The 16,990-nt window shown below is 43.5% G+C and carries 12 protein-coding genes; 11 read left to right on the top strand and 1 reads right to left on the bottom strand.

All coding sequences use genetic code 11. The features are described from left to right. Positions 1-38: 38 nt before the first annotated feature. Positions 39-4,922, bottom strand: coding sequence for a S8 family serine peptidase (locus J5X92_RS21280; RefSeq protein ID WP_208805450.1), 4,884 nt, complete (start codon positions 4,920-4,922; stop codon positions 39-41). A gap of 513 nt (positions 4,923-5,435) precedes the next feature. On the opposite strand from J5X92_RS21280, the gene J5X92_RS08785 reads away from it, so the two are divergent. The 11 genes from J5X92_RS08785 (at position 5,436) to J5X92_RS08735 (ending at position 16,986) form a co-directional block, all read left to right on the top strand. Next, a complete protein-coding gene (locus J5X92_RS08785; RefSeq protein WP_013784059.1) occupies positions 5,436-6,623 on the top strand; it encodes a thiamine pyrophosphate-dependent dehydrogenase E1 component subunit alpha in 1,188 nt (395 codons plus the stop codon). Beyond that, on the top strand, positions 6,623-7,600 hold the full coding sequence (locus J5X92_RS08780; RefSeq protein ID WP_013784060.1) for a transketolase C-terminal domain-containing protein: 978 nt from the start codon (positions 6,623-6,625) through the stop codon (positions 7,598-7,600). The genes J5X92_RS08785 and J5X92_RS08780 overlap by 1 nt, the downstream gene beginning before the upstream one ends. 15 nt (positions 7,601-7,615) lie before the next feature. Then, positions 7,616-9,025, top strand: coding sequence for a 2-oxo acid dehydrogenase subunit E2 (locus J5X92_RS08775; RefSeq protein WP_208805449.1), 1,410 nt, complete (start codon positions 7,616-7,618; stop codon positions 9,023-9,025). Positions 9,026-9,286: 261 nt separating this feature from the next. Further along, a complete protein-coding gene (gene rlmJ, locus J5X92_RS08770; RefSeq protein WP_208805448.1) occupies positions 9,287-10,138 on the top strand; it encodes a 23S rRNA (adenine(2030)-N(6))-methyltransferase RlmJ in 852 nt (283 codons plus the stop codon). A gap of 85 nt (positions 10,139-10,223) precedes the next feature. Beyond that, entirely contained in the window at positions 10,224-12,119 is a 1,896-nt protein-coding gene (locus J5X92_RS08765) for a phosphotransferase (RefSeq protein WP_013784063.1), read from the top strand. Beyond that, positions 12,112-12,975, top strand: coding sequence for an acyl-CoA thioesterase II (locus J5X92_RS08760; protein ID WP_013784064.1), 864 nt, complete (start codon positions 12,112-12,114; stop codon positions 12,973-12,975). Before J5X92_RS08765 ends, J5X92_RS08760 begins: the two co-directional genes overlap by 8 nt. A gap of 56 nt (positions 12,976-13,031) precedes the next feature. Further along, entirely contained in the window at positions 13,032-13,550 is a 519-nt protein-coding gene (locus J5X92_RS08755) for a gamma carbonic anhydrase family protein (RefSeq protein ID WP_013784065.1), read from the top strand. A 577-nt stretch (positions 13,551-14,127) separates the two neighbouring features. Beyond that, entirely contained in the window at positions 14,128-15,249 is a 1,122-nt protein-coding gene (locus J5X92_RS08750) for an alanine--glyoxylate aminotransferase family protein (protein WP_013784066.1), read from the top strand. Between the two features lie 235 nt (positions 15,250-15,484). Then, on the top strand, positions 15,485-16,225 hold the full coding sequence (locus tag J5X92_RS08745; protein WP_208805446.1) for an SIMPL domain-containing protein: 741 nt from the start codon (positions 15,485-15,487) through the stop codon (positions 16,223-16,225). A gap of 12 nt (positions 16,226-16,237) precedes the next feature. Then, a complete protein-coding gene (locus J5X92_RS08740; protein WP_057791774.1) occupies positions 16,238-16,699 on the top strand; it encodes a GAF domain-containing protein in 462 nt (153 codons plus the stop codon). Further along, entirely contained in the window at positions 16,696-16,986 is a 291-nt protein-coding gene (locus J5X92_RS08735; protein WP_013784069.1) for a hypothetical protein, read from the top strand. The genes J5X92_RS08740 and J5X92_RS08735 overlap by 4 nt, the downstream gene beginning before the upstream one ends. The last annotated feature ends 4 nt before the right edge of the window (positions 16,987-16,990 follow it).

The following is a 16,990-nucleotide window of genomic DNA, read 5'->3' as shown; positions in this document are numbered from 1 at the left end:
CGGCCTTTTACGTTTAAGTAATATCTAGGCGATATCGCTTATTTCATTTTACGTCTGCGTAAATACACAACTGGAACAAGTAGCAATGTTAACCAACCCATTGAACCACCGCTCTTATCAGTAACGCTTACGGTTACTGTTTCTGTTGTTGTATTTAAGCCATCAAATGCAACCACTTCAAACGTAACAGCAATAGTGCTATTCGTATTAGGCGCTGTAGTCGTTAGACTTGAGCCTGGGATGTCATTGATGGTAAATGTAACGTCATCACCTTCTGGATCTGTTGCTGTAGCAGAAACAGTGATTGACTCACCTTCTTCAACAGTAAACGGAGCCGTGATGTTGATAACAGGTGGTAAGTTATCTTTTATCGTTACATTAGCGGTTGCCATTGAAGTGTTACCGTTACTATCAGTAGCAGTAAGCTCAAGCACAATTAGCGTATCTTCCGTTACTTCTGGAGCAACTAGGATAGCTTCTTCTATGCCAGCACCTGCAATGATAGCTGCTGGTCCTTCAACTTGCTTCCAAGTAATGTCGACAGCGTCGCCATTAGGCTCTTCTACTAGGCCAGGTAAGTTCAACTCCATTAATTCAACCACTTCTAGTGTTGCCACTGTCATGCCGTCGATAGTTACAACTGGAGGACCTTCAACTTGTAAACCTTCGTAAGTTTCAGATACTGCAGATGCTGCACCAGGGATGTTAGTCACTTCAGACATGGCCATCATTTGAATAGCACCACCAGCGTCATCAGCATTTACCATAACGGTGTAAGCTAATTGAGTAGGGCTGCTATCAACGTCATCAAGATACATACAGATTTGCGTACCAGATGTAATTTCAGCATCAAAGTTAGCATCAAAGAAGTCTTGGCTGTAAGGCGTGTAGTAAGGAGCTTGACCCGTAGCGCCATCAATATCTTCGTAACCAATAGTCACAGGCAAGATACTACCAAGGTCGTGCGTCACGTTATCGTATGAGAATACGATGTTTGGCTGACCTTCAGATGGCTCATTGAAGAAAACAATTTGGTAATCTGCAATATCAGCGAAATCTTCGCTAAGACCCCAGAATCTCATGTTATCCCATTCAATGATGGTATACGCAGCACCTGCAGTAGCAACAGAAACGCCTACGCCGTTAGCAACGTCAAATTCTTGGTCGCGCCATAGCGGAGCAAGAACACCATTTGGATCTGCAACATCTGGAAGTCCTTGGTTAACCCAAGGCGACGAGATAGCAGTACCTAATGTTACAAAACCATCATCAGTAACTGTAACTGCACTATACATTGTGCCTAGGAAGTAAGCAGGAAGTGAATAAGTTCCGTCTACTGTATCCCCATCCAATGTATCATCTATACCAATACCAAAACCGGCTAGGTCGATGTATCCACCGCCTTGACCGAAGTCAGGGTTAGCACAGAATGCGTCAGTAGCATTAGTGGTAATTGCGTAAGATGGAGTAGCACCAAGTAGCGATTCTTGGGTAATAGACCAAGAAAGCGTATTTTCAGTAGCAACACCATCATGAGACAGTGAGCCTTCAACTAACGTAACGTTATCTGGTAGCGTCAGTGAAATTTCATAGTCACGGTCTTCCGTAGTAAAGTTTGGAAGTACGTTTACATAGAAAGTGGCTTCTTCACCGGGTAGAACACGCTCTTCAGATTCTGCAGTTACATAAACATCATCTTCAGCACGAACGATATCAACAGGAATAACGCCAAGGTTATCAACGTTATCAGCATCAGTACCTATTGAAACAGCACCAACGTAGATATCACCCTCAACCGCGTCAGTTAAATCCCATGTAAAGCGTACATCGAATTCAGTTAACTGAGGAATAGCAGAAGGAGCGTCAATAGTTAACCCTTCACCTGGCTGGTTATCAACCATGGCATGCGCTAATACAAAGCTATCTTCAAAACCTTCTTCATCAGATGATGCAGCCCAGTTTTGTACAATAACCCAGTAGCTACCTGCGGTTGGCATTTCAACGCTAACGTACTCTTCAGATGTTGCAGTGGCGCTTATGCCAATAAGCTCATCTTCTTGAGGAATACCATCAGCATTTGCATCAAATACAACACGCAAGTCAAGATCTGGCGACGTCGTATCCATAGTTGCAGCTACTAAACGAAGGGTACCTTCAGGTACTTCGATTTGAGTAATATGCAAGCCATCTTCTAAATCATCTAAGTAGTCGCTGTTGTCTGAGTCTTGCGCAACCATACCTTCAACTTTGGTTGCCTTGGTTAAGCCGTAAGACGTAACCTGAAGATCAGTAATCTCAACTGCCATTACATCTTCAAGCAAGTACGAGTCTTGATTACGATGTGCTTCAAAGTCGATTTCATCAGGTAAGTTACCGTTAGATGCAACAATTGAAACAGGAAGATGTAAGTCTGGCGATGAACCAGAAACTAAGTTGATTTGACCAAATGACCAAACATCACTTTCGGCGCGGAATGCATCAATCTCAATCGTTAACTCTTGAGATTGTCCTGCCGTTAGGTCGAAGGTAGCTGGTGTAACGGTAATTTCTATACCATCAGAAATTCCCACACCGTCTACAGACCAAGAGCCGTCTTTAGTTGCCGTTACAGTACGAGTCCATGTGCACGAACCTACACAGTTGTCGTCGGTAACAGAAGGTAGGTTAAGTGTACGAGGCTCACCACCTAGTGCTGGATCAGCAGAGGCATAATTTGCGTCTGTTTCATCCATAACTAAGCCAGATTGAACTGCTAGGTCTACTTCAATGCGACCTGCGCCCATATCAAACCAATCTGCTGCGGTAACACCGTCTTCTTTAAGAACATCGGTGGTAGCCGTCATCATAAGAGCAGAACGTACTTGATCTGGTGTCCACGATGGTTTCTCATGACGTACAAGTGCAGCAGCACCCGCAACATGAGGACCTGACATAGACGTACCTTGAAGGTAGGCGTAATCAGCAGGAGCAGAACCTGTAGAATCTTGACCGTACTGTTCATCAGAGTAAGCAGCATAAATGCTAACGCCCGGCGCAGTTACCGACGGTGTTAGTGTGCTAATTGATGTATTAGGACCACGTGAAGAGAACTCAGCCATAATATCAGCCGCGTCGTCGTCCACTGTTAAAATGCCTTCAGAGGCAGTAATTGAAGCGGTATGGCCTTCACCTTCTGCTAACCATGAACGCAGCATATCACCGTTCGTCGCATCAACATGGATACCTGGTATAATATACGCATCGTTATTAACTGATGTTGCACCATCTGCAAGGTTTGCTAGAACGAAACCCGCAGCGCCACCACTTGCAACGTTAGATGCTTTAGCTACACGAGCAATAGCACCACGGTCACAAACAACAATTTCACCCGCGAAAGTATCTTCAGGGAAAGGCTCTAAACACTGTGCTGGGTCGCCATCAGGATCGTTTGCATTGGTGTAATCACCTGCATAAACGATTGAACCAGATATCGCGCCAGAGTTACTCTTACCAGCGATAGCACCTAACTCAGTTGCACCACCAGTGAAAGAGATTTCTTTATCATACTCTACACTTCGACCGTGCGTAGAAGCACCAACAACGGTAATCCAAGGTGCGTGTTTCTCAGTTGTTTCTGGATCAGGGCCGCTATTGCCCGCAGATTGAGCAATAAAAATGCCCGCGTTACGTGCATTCAACCACGCTGCGTTAAGCGAACCACTCCAAGGGTAGCCACCACCTGAAATTGAGAAGTTGATAACATCAACAATACCTGATTCAACCGCATCATCTACCGCTGCAGCCATAGCCGCACCAGTACAACCTGCATAGGTATCACCAGTGTTACCAGGTTGACATACTTGATAAGAAATAATGTTTGAGTGAGGGGCGACACCTGAAATTTGACCAAAGGTAAAACCAGTCGCAACACCATCACTGGCATTCACATCAAATTCAGCCGTAACTTCACCGACATCGACAAGCACGTTACCGGCTGCAGTACTCGCAGTATGTGAACCGTGACCGTTGTAATCTTCACCAAAACGTATAGTGCCGTCCTGAGGGAAGATATCGGCATCTGCGTATACGTCAGAGATAGACGGGTAGCTATAAATACCAATTAGCTTATCGTTACAACGAACTTCAGCTTCAACTGCACATTCACCTAAGTAAACATCGGCGCCAAGTGGGTTAGTGTGATCGTAACCATCACCACCTACGTCAGCGAAAGAAGGGTGATCACTGTTGATACCAGTATCAAGTACCGCAACTACTACACCTTCACCTTGACGACCTACGCCGCTTTCATTAGCTGTGCCGTCCCATACTGCAGGAGCGCCAATTAAGATAGGGCCAGTGTCAGTATCAAGTTTATACACTTCATCGCGTTCAACGTTTTTAACACCAGGCAAACGCGCTATGGCTTCTGCCTCAGCTGGTGATACTTTTACCGCAATTGCGTTAAGTGCATATTTATATTCTGCTATAGTTTCAAGAGAACCTACAGCAGACTCTGCTTTAGCAATAACTTCTGCTTGTTTCTTCTCAAGGTAAGAGGCATATGCTTTTACTTCTGGAAGCGAAGCGTCTAAGCGTTTACTAGCAGACGAATTAGATCGTGTTACTGAAACTTGTTTTTTTAGTTGGGGGTTAGTAGCTTCTAAACCTTCAACACCACCATCGTAGCTCGCTACTGCGTCATCAGAAAGATGTACAAAGTAAATGTAATCTTTATTTTCGAGTCCTTTCTCAGCGGTGTAGAGTATTTTTGGTGTGGAAACTGATTTAGTGTTCTTGTACTTATTTATCGATGTCGCTTTTACTGCTTTGAGTTGATCAGCAGTTACTGAAAACGATTCGGTTGCAGATGATAGCTCTGCAGCAGAATGCATGGACATCGACATTAGTGCAGCTGATACAGCTAACGTCACTTTATTATTCACAGGTAACCTCCGTCGGCCTGTTTTTGGGATTTTCCCTGGATGGATGAAATTTCTTATTTTTATTGGCTTTGTTGATCCAATTTTTATTGTCATAACAATGACAATAATATTTCTAGCACAATTTTTTTCACTTTGTAATGAATATTAAACATTAATATGAATTACACATATTGTTACATTTAGTCATACTTTTTAATTTGATATTCGCTAAAAAGTTAGGATGAAAATTTGACTGTATGACCGCAATTTCAAGGCCTATCAGCCATCCTCTTACGCTAATCTAAGCTTATTTTTACAATTTAGTACTTTATATTTATCCTTTTATTTGCATCGATTTAACATTCTTGGTGATTATTAGGATATCAATACTACTAAAATTAGATATTGAGAATTTTCATCATATTTAGTTAATAAAGCACTGCTGAAATAGCACAACGCCACCAACATACTTCCACTAGCATAGTGAACATAGCAATCTCGCTTTCGAATCCTTCAAATTGCAGGGAGATTATTGTGGAAGATAGAAATCATCTCGGAAAAATTAAAACAACAAACAGGGTTGAAGTTATCGGCAACGGGTTAATTGATATTCCCATGCTTCAATTGCTTAAATCAGATGGAAGTGAGCATGAAAACGCACAGCTTCCAGAGCTTGACCAAACCCTGGCGTTAAAAATTCACGACACCATGGAATACATCAGAATTCTCGATGAGCGAATGGTGGCGGCGCAGCGCCAAGGTCGAATTAGCTTCTATTTAGCAAGTACTGGTGAAGAAGCCGCTGCCGTTGCTAGTGCAGCGGCGTTATCTCCCCATGACATGATCATGAGTCAATACCGTGAACAGGGTGCACTTGCTTTTAGAGGCTATACAACTGATCAATTCATGAATCAAATGTTCAGCAATAAAGCCGACCCCAATAAAGGAAGGCAGATGCCTATCCATTATGGTGATAAAGCGCTGAATTTTATGACTATATCGTCTCCATTAGGAACCCAAATACCACAAGCATCAGGTTATGCCTACGGGCAGAAAATGGCAGGTAATGAAGCCGTCACTATTTGTTACTTTGGCGAAGGCGCAGCTTCGGAAGGGGATTTCCATGCAGGCGTAAATATGGCTGCGGTACTTAATTGCCCGGTTATCTTTTTCTGTCGTAATAATGGGTATGCCATTTCAACGCCGTCAGAAGAACAATTTGCTGGTGATGGTATTGCATCACGCGGAATTGGCTATGGGGTAAAAACGATTCGGGTCGATGGTAATGACCCTTTAGCGGTATTCGCCGCGACGCAGGAAGCACGCCGTATAGCGTTAGCAGAAATGTGCCCGGTATTAATAGAAGCCATGACTTACCGACTTGCTGCGCATTCTACGTCTGACGATCCCACGGGCTATCGTTCTAGAGATGAAGAAGATAAATGGCGCGCAAAAGATCCAATCGCCCGAATGGCGAATTGGCTCACCCATAAAGGTTGGTTTGATGAAAAGCAAAATAAAGCCAAGGTAGATAAAGCGCGTCAAGACGTGCTCGCGGCGCTGAAAGTCAGTGAAACCATTCCTATTTGCGGCATAGAGGAAATAGTTGAAGATGTTTATGACAGTGTACCCTGGCATTTACAAGATCAGCTTACTTCGCTAAAAGCTCATATTAAACAATACCCTAAAAAATATCCTAAAACGTCTGGGAGTGTTCGCTAATGGCTAAAATGAACTTACTACAGGCAATTAACAACGCGTTAATTACTGCCATGACAGCCGAAGAAAAAGTCATGGTGTTTGGTGAAGACGTTGGCCATTTTGGTGGGGTATTTAGAGCTACCAGTCATCTACAAGAAAAATTTGGCAAAGGCAGGTGTTTTAATACGCCGCTTACCGAACAGGGCATTATTGGATTCGCAAACGGGCTTGCATCACAAGGCGCTTTCCCTGTTGCTGAAATTCAGTTCGGTGATTACATTTTCCCCGCGTTCGATCAAATCGTAAATGAAACGGCCAAATGGCGTTATCGTTCAGGCGGCCAATTTGATGTTGGCGGCCTTACCATACGCACGCCATATGGTGGCGGTATATCGGGTGGTCATTACCACAGCCAATCGCCAGAGGCATTTTTCGCCCACTGCGCAGGTTTAAAAGTGGTTATTCCACGAGACCCTTACCAAGCTAAAGGTCTGCTTCTAGCGTCTATTCGTGATAAAAACCCGGTGCTGTTTCTTGAGCCAAAACGTTTATATCGCGCGTCTATTGCCGATGTACCTGAAGAAGATTATGAACTGCCTCTCGGTAAAGCCGATTTAGTACAAGAGGGCACAGATATCACCCTATTAGGGTGGGGGGCACAAATTGAGATTTTGCAGAAAGCAGCTGAAATGGCGCTAGATGATGGCGTGTCGTGTGAAATTATCGATTTGCGCTCAATTTTACCGTGGGACGCCGAAGCAGTCATCAGTTCGGTTATGAAAACCGGTCGACTTCTTATTAATCATGAAGCGCCGCTCACTGGCGGCTTCGCCAGCGAAATTACCGCCACTATCCAAGAAAAATGCTTTTTGTATCTAGAAGCGCCTATTACGCGTGTTTGTGGTTTAGATACACCTTATCCACTTGCTCATGAAACCGAATATATGCCTGATGAAACTAAAACCTACGAAGCTATCAAGCGCTCATTACATTATTAAAAGGGAGCCAATAATATGAATATTGATTTTATTTTACCTGATATTGGCGAAGGTATTGTTGAGTGCGAAATCGTCAAGTGGAATGTGAAAGAAGGGGATGTTATTGCTGAAGACCAAAGTGTGGTTGAGGTAATGACAGATAAGGCTGTGGTAGAAATTCCTGCTAAGCATTCAGGCACGGTACATAAGCTTTATTATAAACAAGGCGATATTGCAGAAGTGCATAGCCCACTATTTGCCCTTGATACTGATGAAAGCGCTAGCGAAAGCCATCAAAATAGCACCGAAGACCCAACGGCTGTCGCTACAGATGAGCAAGCAGGCAAAGAACAAAAAGTAAACGAAAATACAAACCATCGCGCAACGCCTGCAAACAATAATACCAGTGAGCAAGGGAACGCGGCCATTAATGAGAAATGGCAAGATGGGGATTTTGAGCCTCCTATCGCTATACCAGGAAAAGTACTGGCAAGCCCTGCAGTACGTCGTATTGCAAGAGAGCACGAGATTGATTTACTTGCCGTTGCGGGGAGTGGCAAAAAAGGCCGTATTTTAAAACATGATGTCAGCCATGCTAGCGCGACCGGCGTAAGCGCAAACATTGATGAAAGCCCCGGTGAGAGCTCTGGTGAAAGCCCCGATGAAAGCTTCACTATGTCAAATGCCATGGGCGAGGCTAACAATATGTCGCGCTCTAAAGTGAATAACACAGCAAGCGAAGCAAGCTATACCGAAAAAGTACGAGGCATTCGGGCCGCTATGGCAAAACAAATGGTGGCGTCAGTAAATACCATTCCTCACTTTACGGTGAGCGATGAAATTAGGATGGATAAGCTAATTGCGTTAAGACAGTCGCTAAAACCTATGTTTGAAGCAAAAGGAATAAAGCTTAGCTTTATGCCATTTTTTGTAAAAGCATTGTCGTTGGCGTTAAAAGAATTTCCCATCATTAACAGCCAATTAAACGAAGATGGCACTGAGCTTACTTATTTTAATCACCATAATATCGGCTTTGCTGTTGACGCTAAAATGGGTCTTTTAGTGCCTAATGTTAAAGGCGTAGAACACCTTTCTTTGTTTGATATCGCCCAGCAAATGCATACCACTATCGAGCAAGCTCGAGAAGGTAAATTAAGCGGGGATGCACTTAAAGGTGGCACTATCAGCATTTCAAATATTGGCGCTATTGGTGGCATTACAGCTACACCGGTTATTAATAAGCCAGAAGCTGCTATTGTCGCGCTGGGCAAAACGCAAACCCTTCCTCGCTTTGCCGCTGACGGTAGCGTTGAAGCGCACAGTATTATGATGGTGAATTGGTCTGGCGACCACCGCATTATTGATGGTGCCACTATGGTTCGCTTCAATAATCTCTGGTCTAGCTTCATCGAGGAGCCAGAAACCATGCTAATGCACTTGAAATAGCGATAGGTATTTTTAACGTGGGCGGTAGGCCCACAGCCTAGTGATTGATAATTATTTAAATGTGAACACTAATATCAAAATGGTTTGATCCAAGTGCTTTGAATTTAATTACAGAGCGCTTATTGATGGGAAGCTTATTTATATCGAGGTTAATTGCAAGGAACTGGGTTGTCGGGCTTGTGTGGATGTTAGGCCAAGCGTTATTATTGACAGCTAAACTACAATTTCCTGCGCAGTTTGCGCGCCAACTCATGGTATATCGTGCTTAGCTATCAACATGCATTTCATGCCGGCAACCACGCCGACGTTATCAAACATCTTTGTTGGATGGGCGTAATAAGCCATCTAAAGAAAAAAAATAAGCCTTTCACCCTCTATGATACACATAGTGGGGCTGGGCTTTATCAACTCGATGATGCTTTAGCATCCAAAAATAAAGAGTATGAGTCTGGTGTAGACAAAGTGGCAAACCTATCGGCAAGTTCGCCTTTGTTACAATCCTATTTGTCACTATGTAACGGGTTTTTAAGTGATAGATGTTACCCGGGTTCACCGGCTATTAGCGCCAAACTGAAACGTGATATCGATGTGCTGCATCTTATGGAGTTACATCCAGCTGAACACGAAAAGCTTGATGATGCCATGTGGCAAATTGGCGATAGCCGGAGCCATGTTCATCACAGGGATGGTTACGAAGGCTTAATTGCACTGACGCCACCATCACCTAATCGTGGCGCGGTATTAATAGATCCGCCTTACGAGAAGCTTTCTGAATACCAAGATGTAGTCAGTGCGGTGAAGAAAGTATTAGCACGTTGGCAGCAAGCACAAATGGTAGTGTGGTATCCGCTACTATCACAGAGAGCAGGGGCTAAAAGTGGGGCTAGCCAGCAGATGTGTCAGTCGTTATCGGCACTAGGTACGCCTTGTTTCACTATTGAACTTACCGTTGAAGAAAATACCGCCGATGCTGGCATGTACGGTTCTGGCTTATGTGTCATCAATCCACCTTGGCAACTTGATGTCAGTATGCGTGAAGCCCTTGATGAGATCACGCCGTTATTAGGAAGTAACGCTGTGTACACATTGACATGGCTAACTACAGAAGGTTAGGCCCTTTGACTCGCACTTATAAACGAATACCTAAAACGCGTTAAAACACATAAGCGTAAACATTAAAAAGAGGTAGGCAATTGGCATGTCTCAGGTAAAAGGGTTAACGCATTTTTATATACCCGATGAGCAGTCTATTTATTTGCTCTCGCATGCTGATGCTAAAAAGCTCAAGGATTGGGTAGCACTGTGCATCGACCAGTTAGCTAGTTTAGGTTATCGCAATATCTCCCTATTGGGAAAAGGGGCGTTTGGTTTTGCATTTGCAGGTACCGCGCCCAATCAAAACCCAGGCTCAGGTTCAAGCTTTAGTCAAAGCTCAATCGCTCAAGAACACGTCTTTAAGTTTTCTCGAATAAATCTTCCTCAGCATGTACAAGAACGGCTTGAGGAAGAAGCCTTTATGCTATCTCAAGTATCTCATCCTTATGTGCCTGCATTGGTTGAATATCAGCAAATAGGTAAACAATCTATTTTGGTGATGGGCCGTGCCCCTGGCGACGATCTTGAAAAAGTAAGTTTGGCTCGTGGGCCACTGCCGCCAAGGATCATAGTGAAAATAGCGGTACAGCTTGGTGATTTGTTGCAGTGTTTTCGGCAGCATACGCAAAATGGCAATGCCAAACCTATCGTTCATGGCGATATTAAACCTTCTAACTTGGTATGGGACGAATCTACAGAGAGCATTGGGCTTATCGATTGGGGCTCATCTGTGTTTGCACAAGTAGATGAAAATGGTCAGTACACCAGTAACAATGTGATGGATTTGATGTCTAGCGAGCTTCACCAAACAAACGCCCGATTAGGTGATGTTTATTTTATTGGAGAAGAGCAGTTAAATGGGGCGTTATCATCACCACGCTTCGATGAGCAAGGTATGGCAAGCACGCTATATGCTTTAGCATCTGGGCAATCATGTCGGTATGGCCATCAGGTTATTCGCCCTTCATCGTTAGGCTTGCCAAAAATGCTAGCAAGCATATTAGAATACATGCTCAGTGACGACCCAAAGAAAAGGCAACAAGGAGGAGATTACTTCTTCAATAATTTGCACGTGCTAAAACACATGGTGTTTTCTAAAGACACCGTTTTGCAGTATGTACCGAGTATTCCTACGTGGGTTACGCCATCGCAAGATGACATTGAAACCGTTGTTTACAGCTCTCGAAAATCTTATTTGCGCCAGCAATCGGTATTAGAAGATGCTTCATTACGGTATATCGATGATGCCCAGTTCGATCGATATTACAAAAACTTTTTGCAAGGCATGGGCGATACCGAAAAAGCCTTTGTGTCGGCAATTAGTCGTCTTGGCCGGTATCCCGTTGTTGGTGGTATGGCAATTCGCTGGGAGCCAAACGGCGTTTATGTAGACTCCAGTTTAAATCTACACGACGCGGCATTAAAAACAGCTTTCGAACTTGCGGTTAACAACGTGATTAACCTTGCACGCGCTATTCATAAGCCTGGGGTATTTAAATGCTGCATGTTTAACGCTAAAAACACGCTGCATATCGAACGAGAAACCGAGAACGATGCGTTTGTACCAACATCTAAATGCGTAATACCGTTTGATTTGTCCCGCGCATCGGTGGCACAAGATGAATCTAGAACCCATTCTTACTTTGAGGATGGCGACGATCCAGATGAGCTTTTGAAATTACCTGAGCCTATTATTACAATTATTAAAGAGCTGAATACGATTCATCACACTGGCTGTATTATCTTTGAAGCCTTAAGTACCCATTTAAAGATTCATAGTTATTACACATTGCTCAATCATCACGAGCAAGATAGGTTTTCTGAATTATTAGCCAAGTTAGTTGAACATGTGCCGTCAATAAAAGGGCTAGGCATTTCAGGCTTTATGAAGTTACCCTATAAAGACACGCGATTTTTTGAGCATAGGGCGTATTTACCTGAAAAATACTACCCAAGAAACCCGAACGCTGAGCAACAAGAGAAAGAAAAGCATGCCTGAGGTTAAATTATCTTCGTTATTTGAATTAGAAACTGTTGAAGCGGGTTTGTATCGCGGACAAAGTTGGGATTTAGGCTTTCGCGCATTATTTGGTGGTCAAGTTTTGGGGCAGGCGTTAGCTGCGGCTTATGAAACGGTAGACAAAGACCGTGTTGCCCATTCGTTCCATACTTACTTTTTGCTACCCGGCGATGCAAAGAAACCTGTGGTCTACGATGTAGAAGTAGTGCGAGATGGTCGTAGCTTTTCTGCCCGAAGAGTAAAAGCAATTCAAGATGGTCGAAACATCTTTTACATGACAGCATCGTTCCAAGTGCCAGAAGAAGGAATGCATCACCAGCAAGCGGATATGCCTGACGTACCACCGCCACAAGAAGTGCAGTCTGATATCGAGTTTTATGAAAAGAACTTCGACAAAATTGCCCGTCCTATGCGAGAAGCATTAAGTTATCATCGCCCGGTAGATATCCGTACTATTGGTGCGGCGAATTCCTATCAGTCTAATCGCCAACCGGCTAAACGCTATATTTGGATGAAAGCAAGGAATGAGCTTGCTCCAGAGATTACACTGCAACAAGCGGCATTAGCGTATGCTTCTGATTACCACTTTTTAAGCACGTCACTACAGCCTCACGGAATTTCAGTCACCGACAAATCACTACGTATTGCGACTATCGATCATGCGATGTGGTTTCACCGCCCCGTTAATATGAATGAATGGTTATTATATGTAATGGAAAGTCCGTTTAGTGGCGGAGCAAGAGGTTTGGTGAGAGGTCAGATTTTCACTCAACAAGGTGAGCTGGTAGCCTCTGCTACGCAAGAAGGCTTAATGCGACAAGTCGATGTCGACTAACAACATATCAACACTGTATTTTGAGCCAACTATAAAAATATTAACAAGGAACGCTTATGCAATATTCTCTTGATACGTTAACGCCCAAGTGTGATAGCACCAGTTATGTTGCCCCCGGCGCACATGTTATTGGCAACGTGATATTAAAGCCCCATAGCAGTGTATGGTTTAATGTGGTCATTCGCGCAGATATGGATGCGATTACGGTAGGGGAGCTCACGAACGTACAAGATGGTAGTGTGCTTCATACCGACTCGGGCATTCCTCTAACGTTAGGTAAAGGCGTAACCGTGGGTCACAAAGTCATGTTGCATGGCTGCACCGTAGGTGACTACTCCTTAATTGGTATCAACGCGGTGGTGTTAAATGGCGCGAAAATTGGCAAGTACTGCATTATTGGCGCTAATACGTTAATTACCGAAAATATGGAAATTCCAGACTACAGCTTAGTGGTGGGATCACCGGGAAAAGTGGTAAAGCAGTTCGATAGCAGTGTAGAGGAAAAGCTTCAAGCATCTGCAGCGCACTATGCGCATAATGCCACGCATTACAATAAGCACCTTTCTGAAGTTTAATCAGTATGCGCAAGCCAAATTATCATGTCTTATGTAGGAATAACCGCTAACCGCTATTATTCTTGCCACTTCCATTATGTCGTTGTATTCCTGCGCTTCATTTCAGCGCTTTATTGCAGAGCGTTTGGTCAAAGGAAGTTATACCTGTCCCATAAAAAATGCCCAGAACATAGGTTCTGGGCATAGGGGAATGGCTCATTGCTGAGCCGTGCGCTAACTATTGCAAGGGAGAAGTGCATGCAAATTCTTTCAGACGGACAATAACTATAGTCCATATTTGTTCATTTTATAAACTAAACATTGTGAAATTTATTTTACAGACCCCTTAATCTAAATAAAATGATAATAACTTCTGAAAAATCATAGGCTTTTTACTGGTCGGAGTTTCTGATTTTTTTTCAACGCTTTTATCCTCATGATACGCACGGGTTATCCACATCTTGCTCAATGCTCACTTTGTTATGGGGTGAAGTGATTCCATTCATGTTAATTATGTTCATAACAAGCTGTTGTACCCAGCCGTTAAGATTGTAAGAATGCAGGTACGCTATTGTTACTATTATTGTTAAGGACTGATATGCAAACGCATTCCACTTTTCTTCCGCCTGAGCGCACATTAATGGGGCCTGGTCCTTCAGACGTAAACCCTCGTATTCTTAACGCTATTGCTAGGCCAACTGTTGGTCATCTAGATCCGCTATTTATCGAGCTTATGGATGCTACCAAACAGCTGCTTCAATACGCATTTAAAACTGAAAACGCATTAACAATGCCTATTTCAGCCCCGGGATCCGCCGGGATGGAAGCCTGCTTTGTTAACCTTGTGGAGCCAGGTGATAAAGTATTGGTGTGCATCAACGGCGTGTTCGGCAACCGTATGGTTGAAAATGTTGAACGATGTGGCGGTCAAGCTATCGTGATTAAAAACGATTGGGGCAAGCAAACCGATTTGAACGCGGTAGAAGATGCACTTAAAAAAGAGGCCGATATTAAAGTGCTGGCTTTCGTACATGCAGAAACCTCAACCGGTGTGAGAAACGATGCAAAACGGTTATGTGAACTTGCAAAACAATACGACTGTTTATCGATAGTCGATGCCGTAACCTCTTTAGGCGGTATTGAGCTAGACGTAGACGGGTGGGGCATTGATGCCATTTATTCGGGGTCACAAAAGTGCTTAAGCTGTGTACCAGGAATTTCACCCGTATCGTTCAGCGACCGTGCAGTGCATGTTATTCAAAACCGCAAAACCAAAGTGCAAAGCTGGTTTTTAGACATGAACTTAATTGTGGGGTATTGGGGGAAAGGGGCTAAGCGTGCTTATCACCATACTGCACCGGTAAACAGTATGTATGCATTTTATGAAGCCCTACTTATTTTAAAAGAAGAAGGCTTAGAAAACGCATGGCAACGCCATCAAACTGGGCATAACGAGCTGGTGGCTGGACTCGAAGGCTTAGGTCTTTCACTTGCCGTAGATGCTGAATATCGCCTACCTCAACTCAATGTAGTGAACATTCCAGACGGTGTTAATGACGCTGAAGTTCGCGCAAGACTACTTAACGATTTCAATTTAGAAATTGGTGCTGGTTTGGGTGAGTTTGCTGGTAAAGTATGGCGCATTGGATTAATGGGCTATGCGTGTAAACCACGCAATATCGATCATTGCCTTACATCGTTACAAAAAGTACTAAAATAAAAAATACAGATTAGGGCATAAGTTTACGACACATCAAAAGTGGGCCATCGGGCCCACTTTTTATTATCGCCATTGGGTAAGCCTATAAAGCAAAAAAAGTTAAACGCTTTTTATTAAAACTGACGTATCAGTTAACTCGCCTGTTTTATGAATGATTTAGTTGCGGTTCATAATACGTTCACTTACCGTTGCTTATGATTTGCCTGAATTAATGATAATAAACACGGAGTTTTTAATGAATTCAATCAGTAAACTAGCGATGCCTCTTAAACGTACTGCCGCAGGCAAGCGCTTATCACCGATGATATTATTAACGGGCATTGTTGCCACAATGCTTAGTACGGCATCAATGGCTCAGCCTCAGCAACAACTTATCCATGTTCAAGGCACAGGCGCTATGTCAGTCACGCCTAATGCATATTCAGTTACCTTTGTTATTGAAGAACAAGGCGAAACTGTTGGTAAGCTTAACACGACCCTTGCTTCCGATTTACGCGCTGTTGTTAGCTTTCTGCTAGAGCAGGGTATTGAGCGCAATAACATTCAATCTATGCAAGTTCGTTTAACCCCACGCTATGTGAACAGTCCTAATGGTCGAGTACAAGAAGGATTTACGTTAAGTCGCGAAATATCAGTGACTGATTCCAATATCGAAAACTATGATAAAGTATTGGACGGGGTACTAGGCCGTGGCGTTGACCGCATTCAACAATTCTCGTTTGTTAGTACAACGCAAACCAACGCATACCAAACTGCATTAGTTGCAGCGGTGAAGGATGCCAAGGCAAGAGCGGCACTTTTAGCGAAGGAATTAGGCGTTGAAGTGGGCGAAGTAGTTGCAATCTCTGAATCTGGTGGCAATATGCCCGTTCCAGTTATGCGTGCAGATGCGTTTGCCAAAGAAATGTCTGTTTCTTTACCAGGGCAAGAAACGGTTGAAGCGCGCATAAACGTTAGTTTCACTATTATTCAATAGCAGGGTAACCGTTTGAAAGAAGAACAATACGCCCAGTTAATAAGCCAGGCGAAAAGCCTGGTTGCTGGTGAGCACGATGTCATTGCCAACATGGCAAACATCAGTGCACTACTTTTTAACCATCTCGATAAGGTAAATTGGGCTGGTTTTTATTTTTATAAAGAAGCGCAGTTAGTGTTGGGTCCTTTTCAAGGACAACCCGCTTGCATCCGTATTCCTATGGGGAAGGGTGTGTGTGGTACTGCCGCTGAAACCCGCACAGTACAGCGTATTGCAGATGTTCACGCCTTCTCTGGCCACATTGCCTGTGATGCCGCTTCTAACTCCGAAATCGTCATTCCTCTTGTAGTAAATGGCGAACTAATTGGTGTTTTAGATATCGATAGCCCAGAATTTTCTCGTTTCGACGAGCAAGATGAGCTTGGGTTGTGTAAAATAGCCGATATACTAATTGAATCTCAGCAATCGTTATGAAATACAACGTTGACATCCATGTAGTACTATCTACTTATGAAGATATGGAAGACAATCACGATGACCCTGATGAAGCGTCAGAACGATTGAATTTCGTACTTCACGCAATTTATGATAGAGCCGATGAAGATATTGAAACCCATCGGCTTGAACAATTATTGCAACACGGTTGGGAGTCTTGGCAACAAGATAAACATTTATTAGAAATTGATGATGACGAATTACTCGATTGGGTTGACCACGCGCTGGCAACTTGGGATGATGAGAGTAATGAAGAAATCTCTTGAATAA

The sequence above is a fragment of the Alteromonas sp. K632G genome, assembly GCF_017653625.1.
In the GTDB taxonomy this organism is placed as follows: domain Bacteria; phylum Pseudomonadota; class Gammaproteobacteria; order Enterobacterales; family Alteromonadaceae; genus Alteromonas; species Alteromonas naphthalenivorans.
The sequence above is the reverse complement of the archived record's forward strand: the minus strand, read 5'-3'. Positions and strand labels throughout refer to the sequence as shown.

What these genes read in the sequence shown, in the direction of transcription:
- J5X92_RS08780 (WP_013784060.1), top strand. Translation starts at nt 6,623, where the DNA reads ATGGCTAAAATGAACTTACTACAGGCAATTAACAACGCGTTAATTACT.
- J5X92_RS08775 (WP_208805449.1), top strand. Translation starts at nt 7,616, where the DNA reads ATGAATATTGATTTTATTTTACCTGATATTGGCGAAGGTATTGTTGAG.
- J5X92_RS08765 (WP_013784063.1), top strand. Translation starts at nt 10,224, where the DNA reads ATGTCTCAGGTAAAAGGGTTAACGCATTTTTATATACCCGATGAGCAG.
- J5X92_RS08760 (WP_013784064.1), top strand. Translation starts at nt 12,112, where the DNA reads ATGCCTGAGGTTAAATTATCTTCGTTATTTGAATTAGAAACTGTTGAA.
- J5X92_RS08755 (WP_013784065.1), top strand. Translation starts at nt 13,032, where the DNA reads ATGCAATATTCTCTTGATACGTTAACGCCCAAGTGTGATAGCACCAGT.
- J5X92_RS08750 (WP_013784066.1), top strand. Translation starts at nt 14,128, where the DNA reads ATGCAAACGCATTCCACTTTTCTTCCGCCTGAGCGCACATTAATGGGG.
- J5X92_RS08745 (WP_208805446.1), top strand. Translation starts at nt 15,485, where the DNA reads ATGAATTCAATCAGTAAACTAGCGATGCCTCTTAAACGTACTGCCGCA.
- J5X92_RS08735 (WP_013784069.1), top strand. Translation starts at nt 16,696, where the DNA reads ATGAAATACAACGTTGACATCCATGTAGTACTATCTACTTATGAAGAT.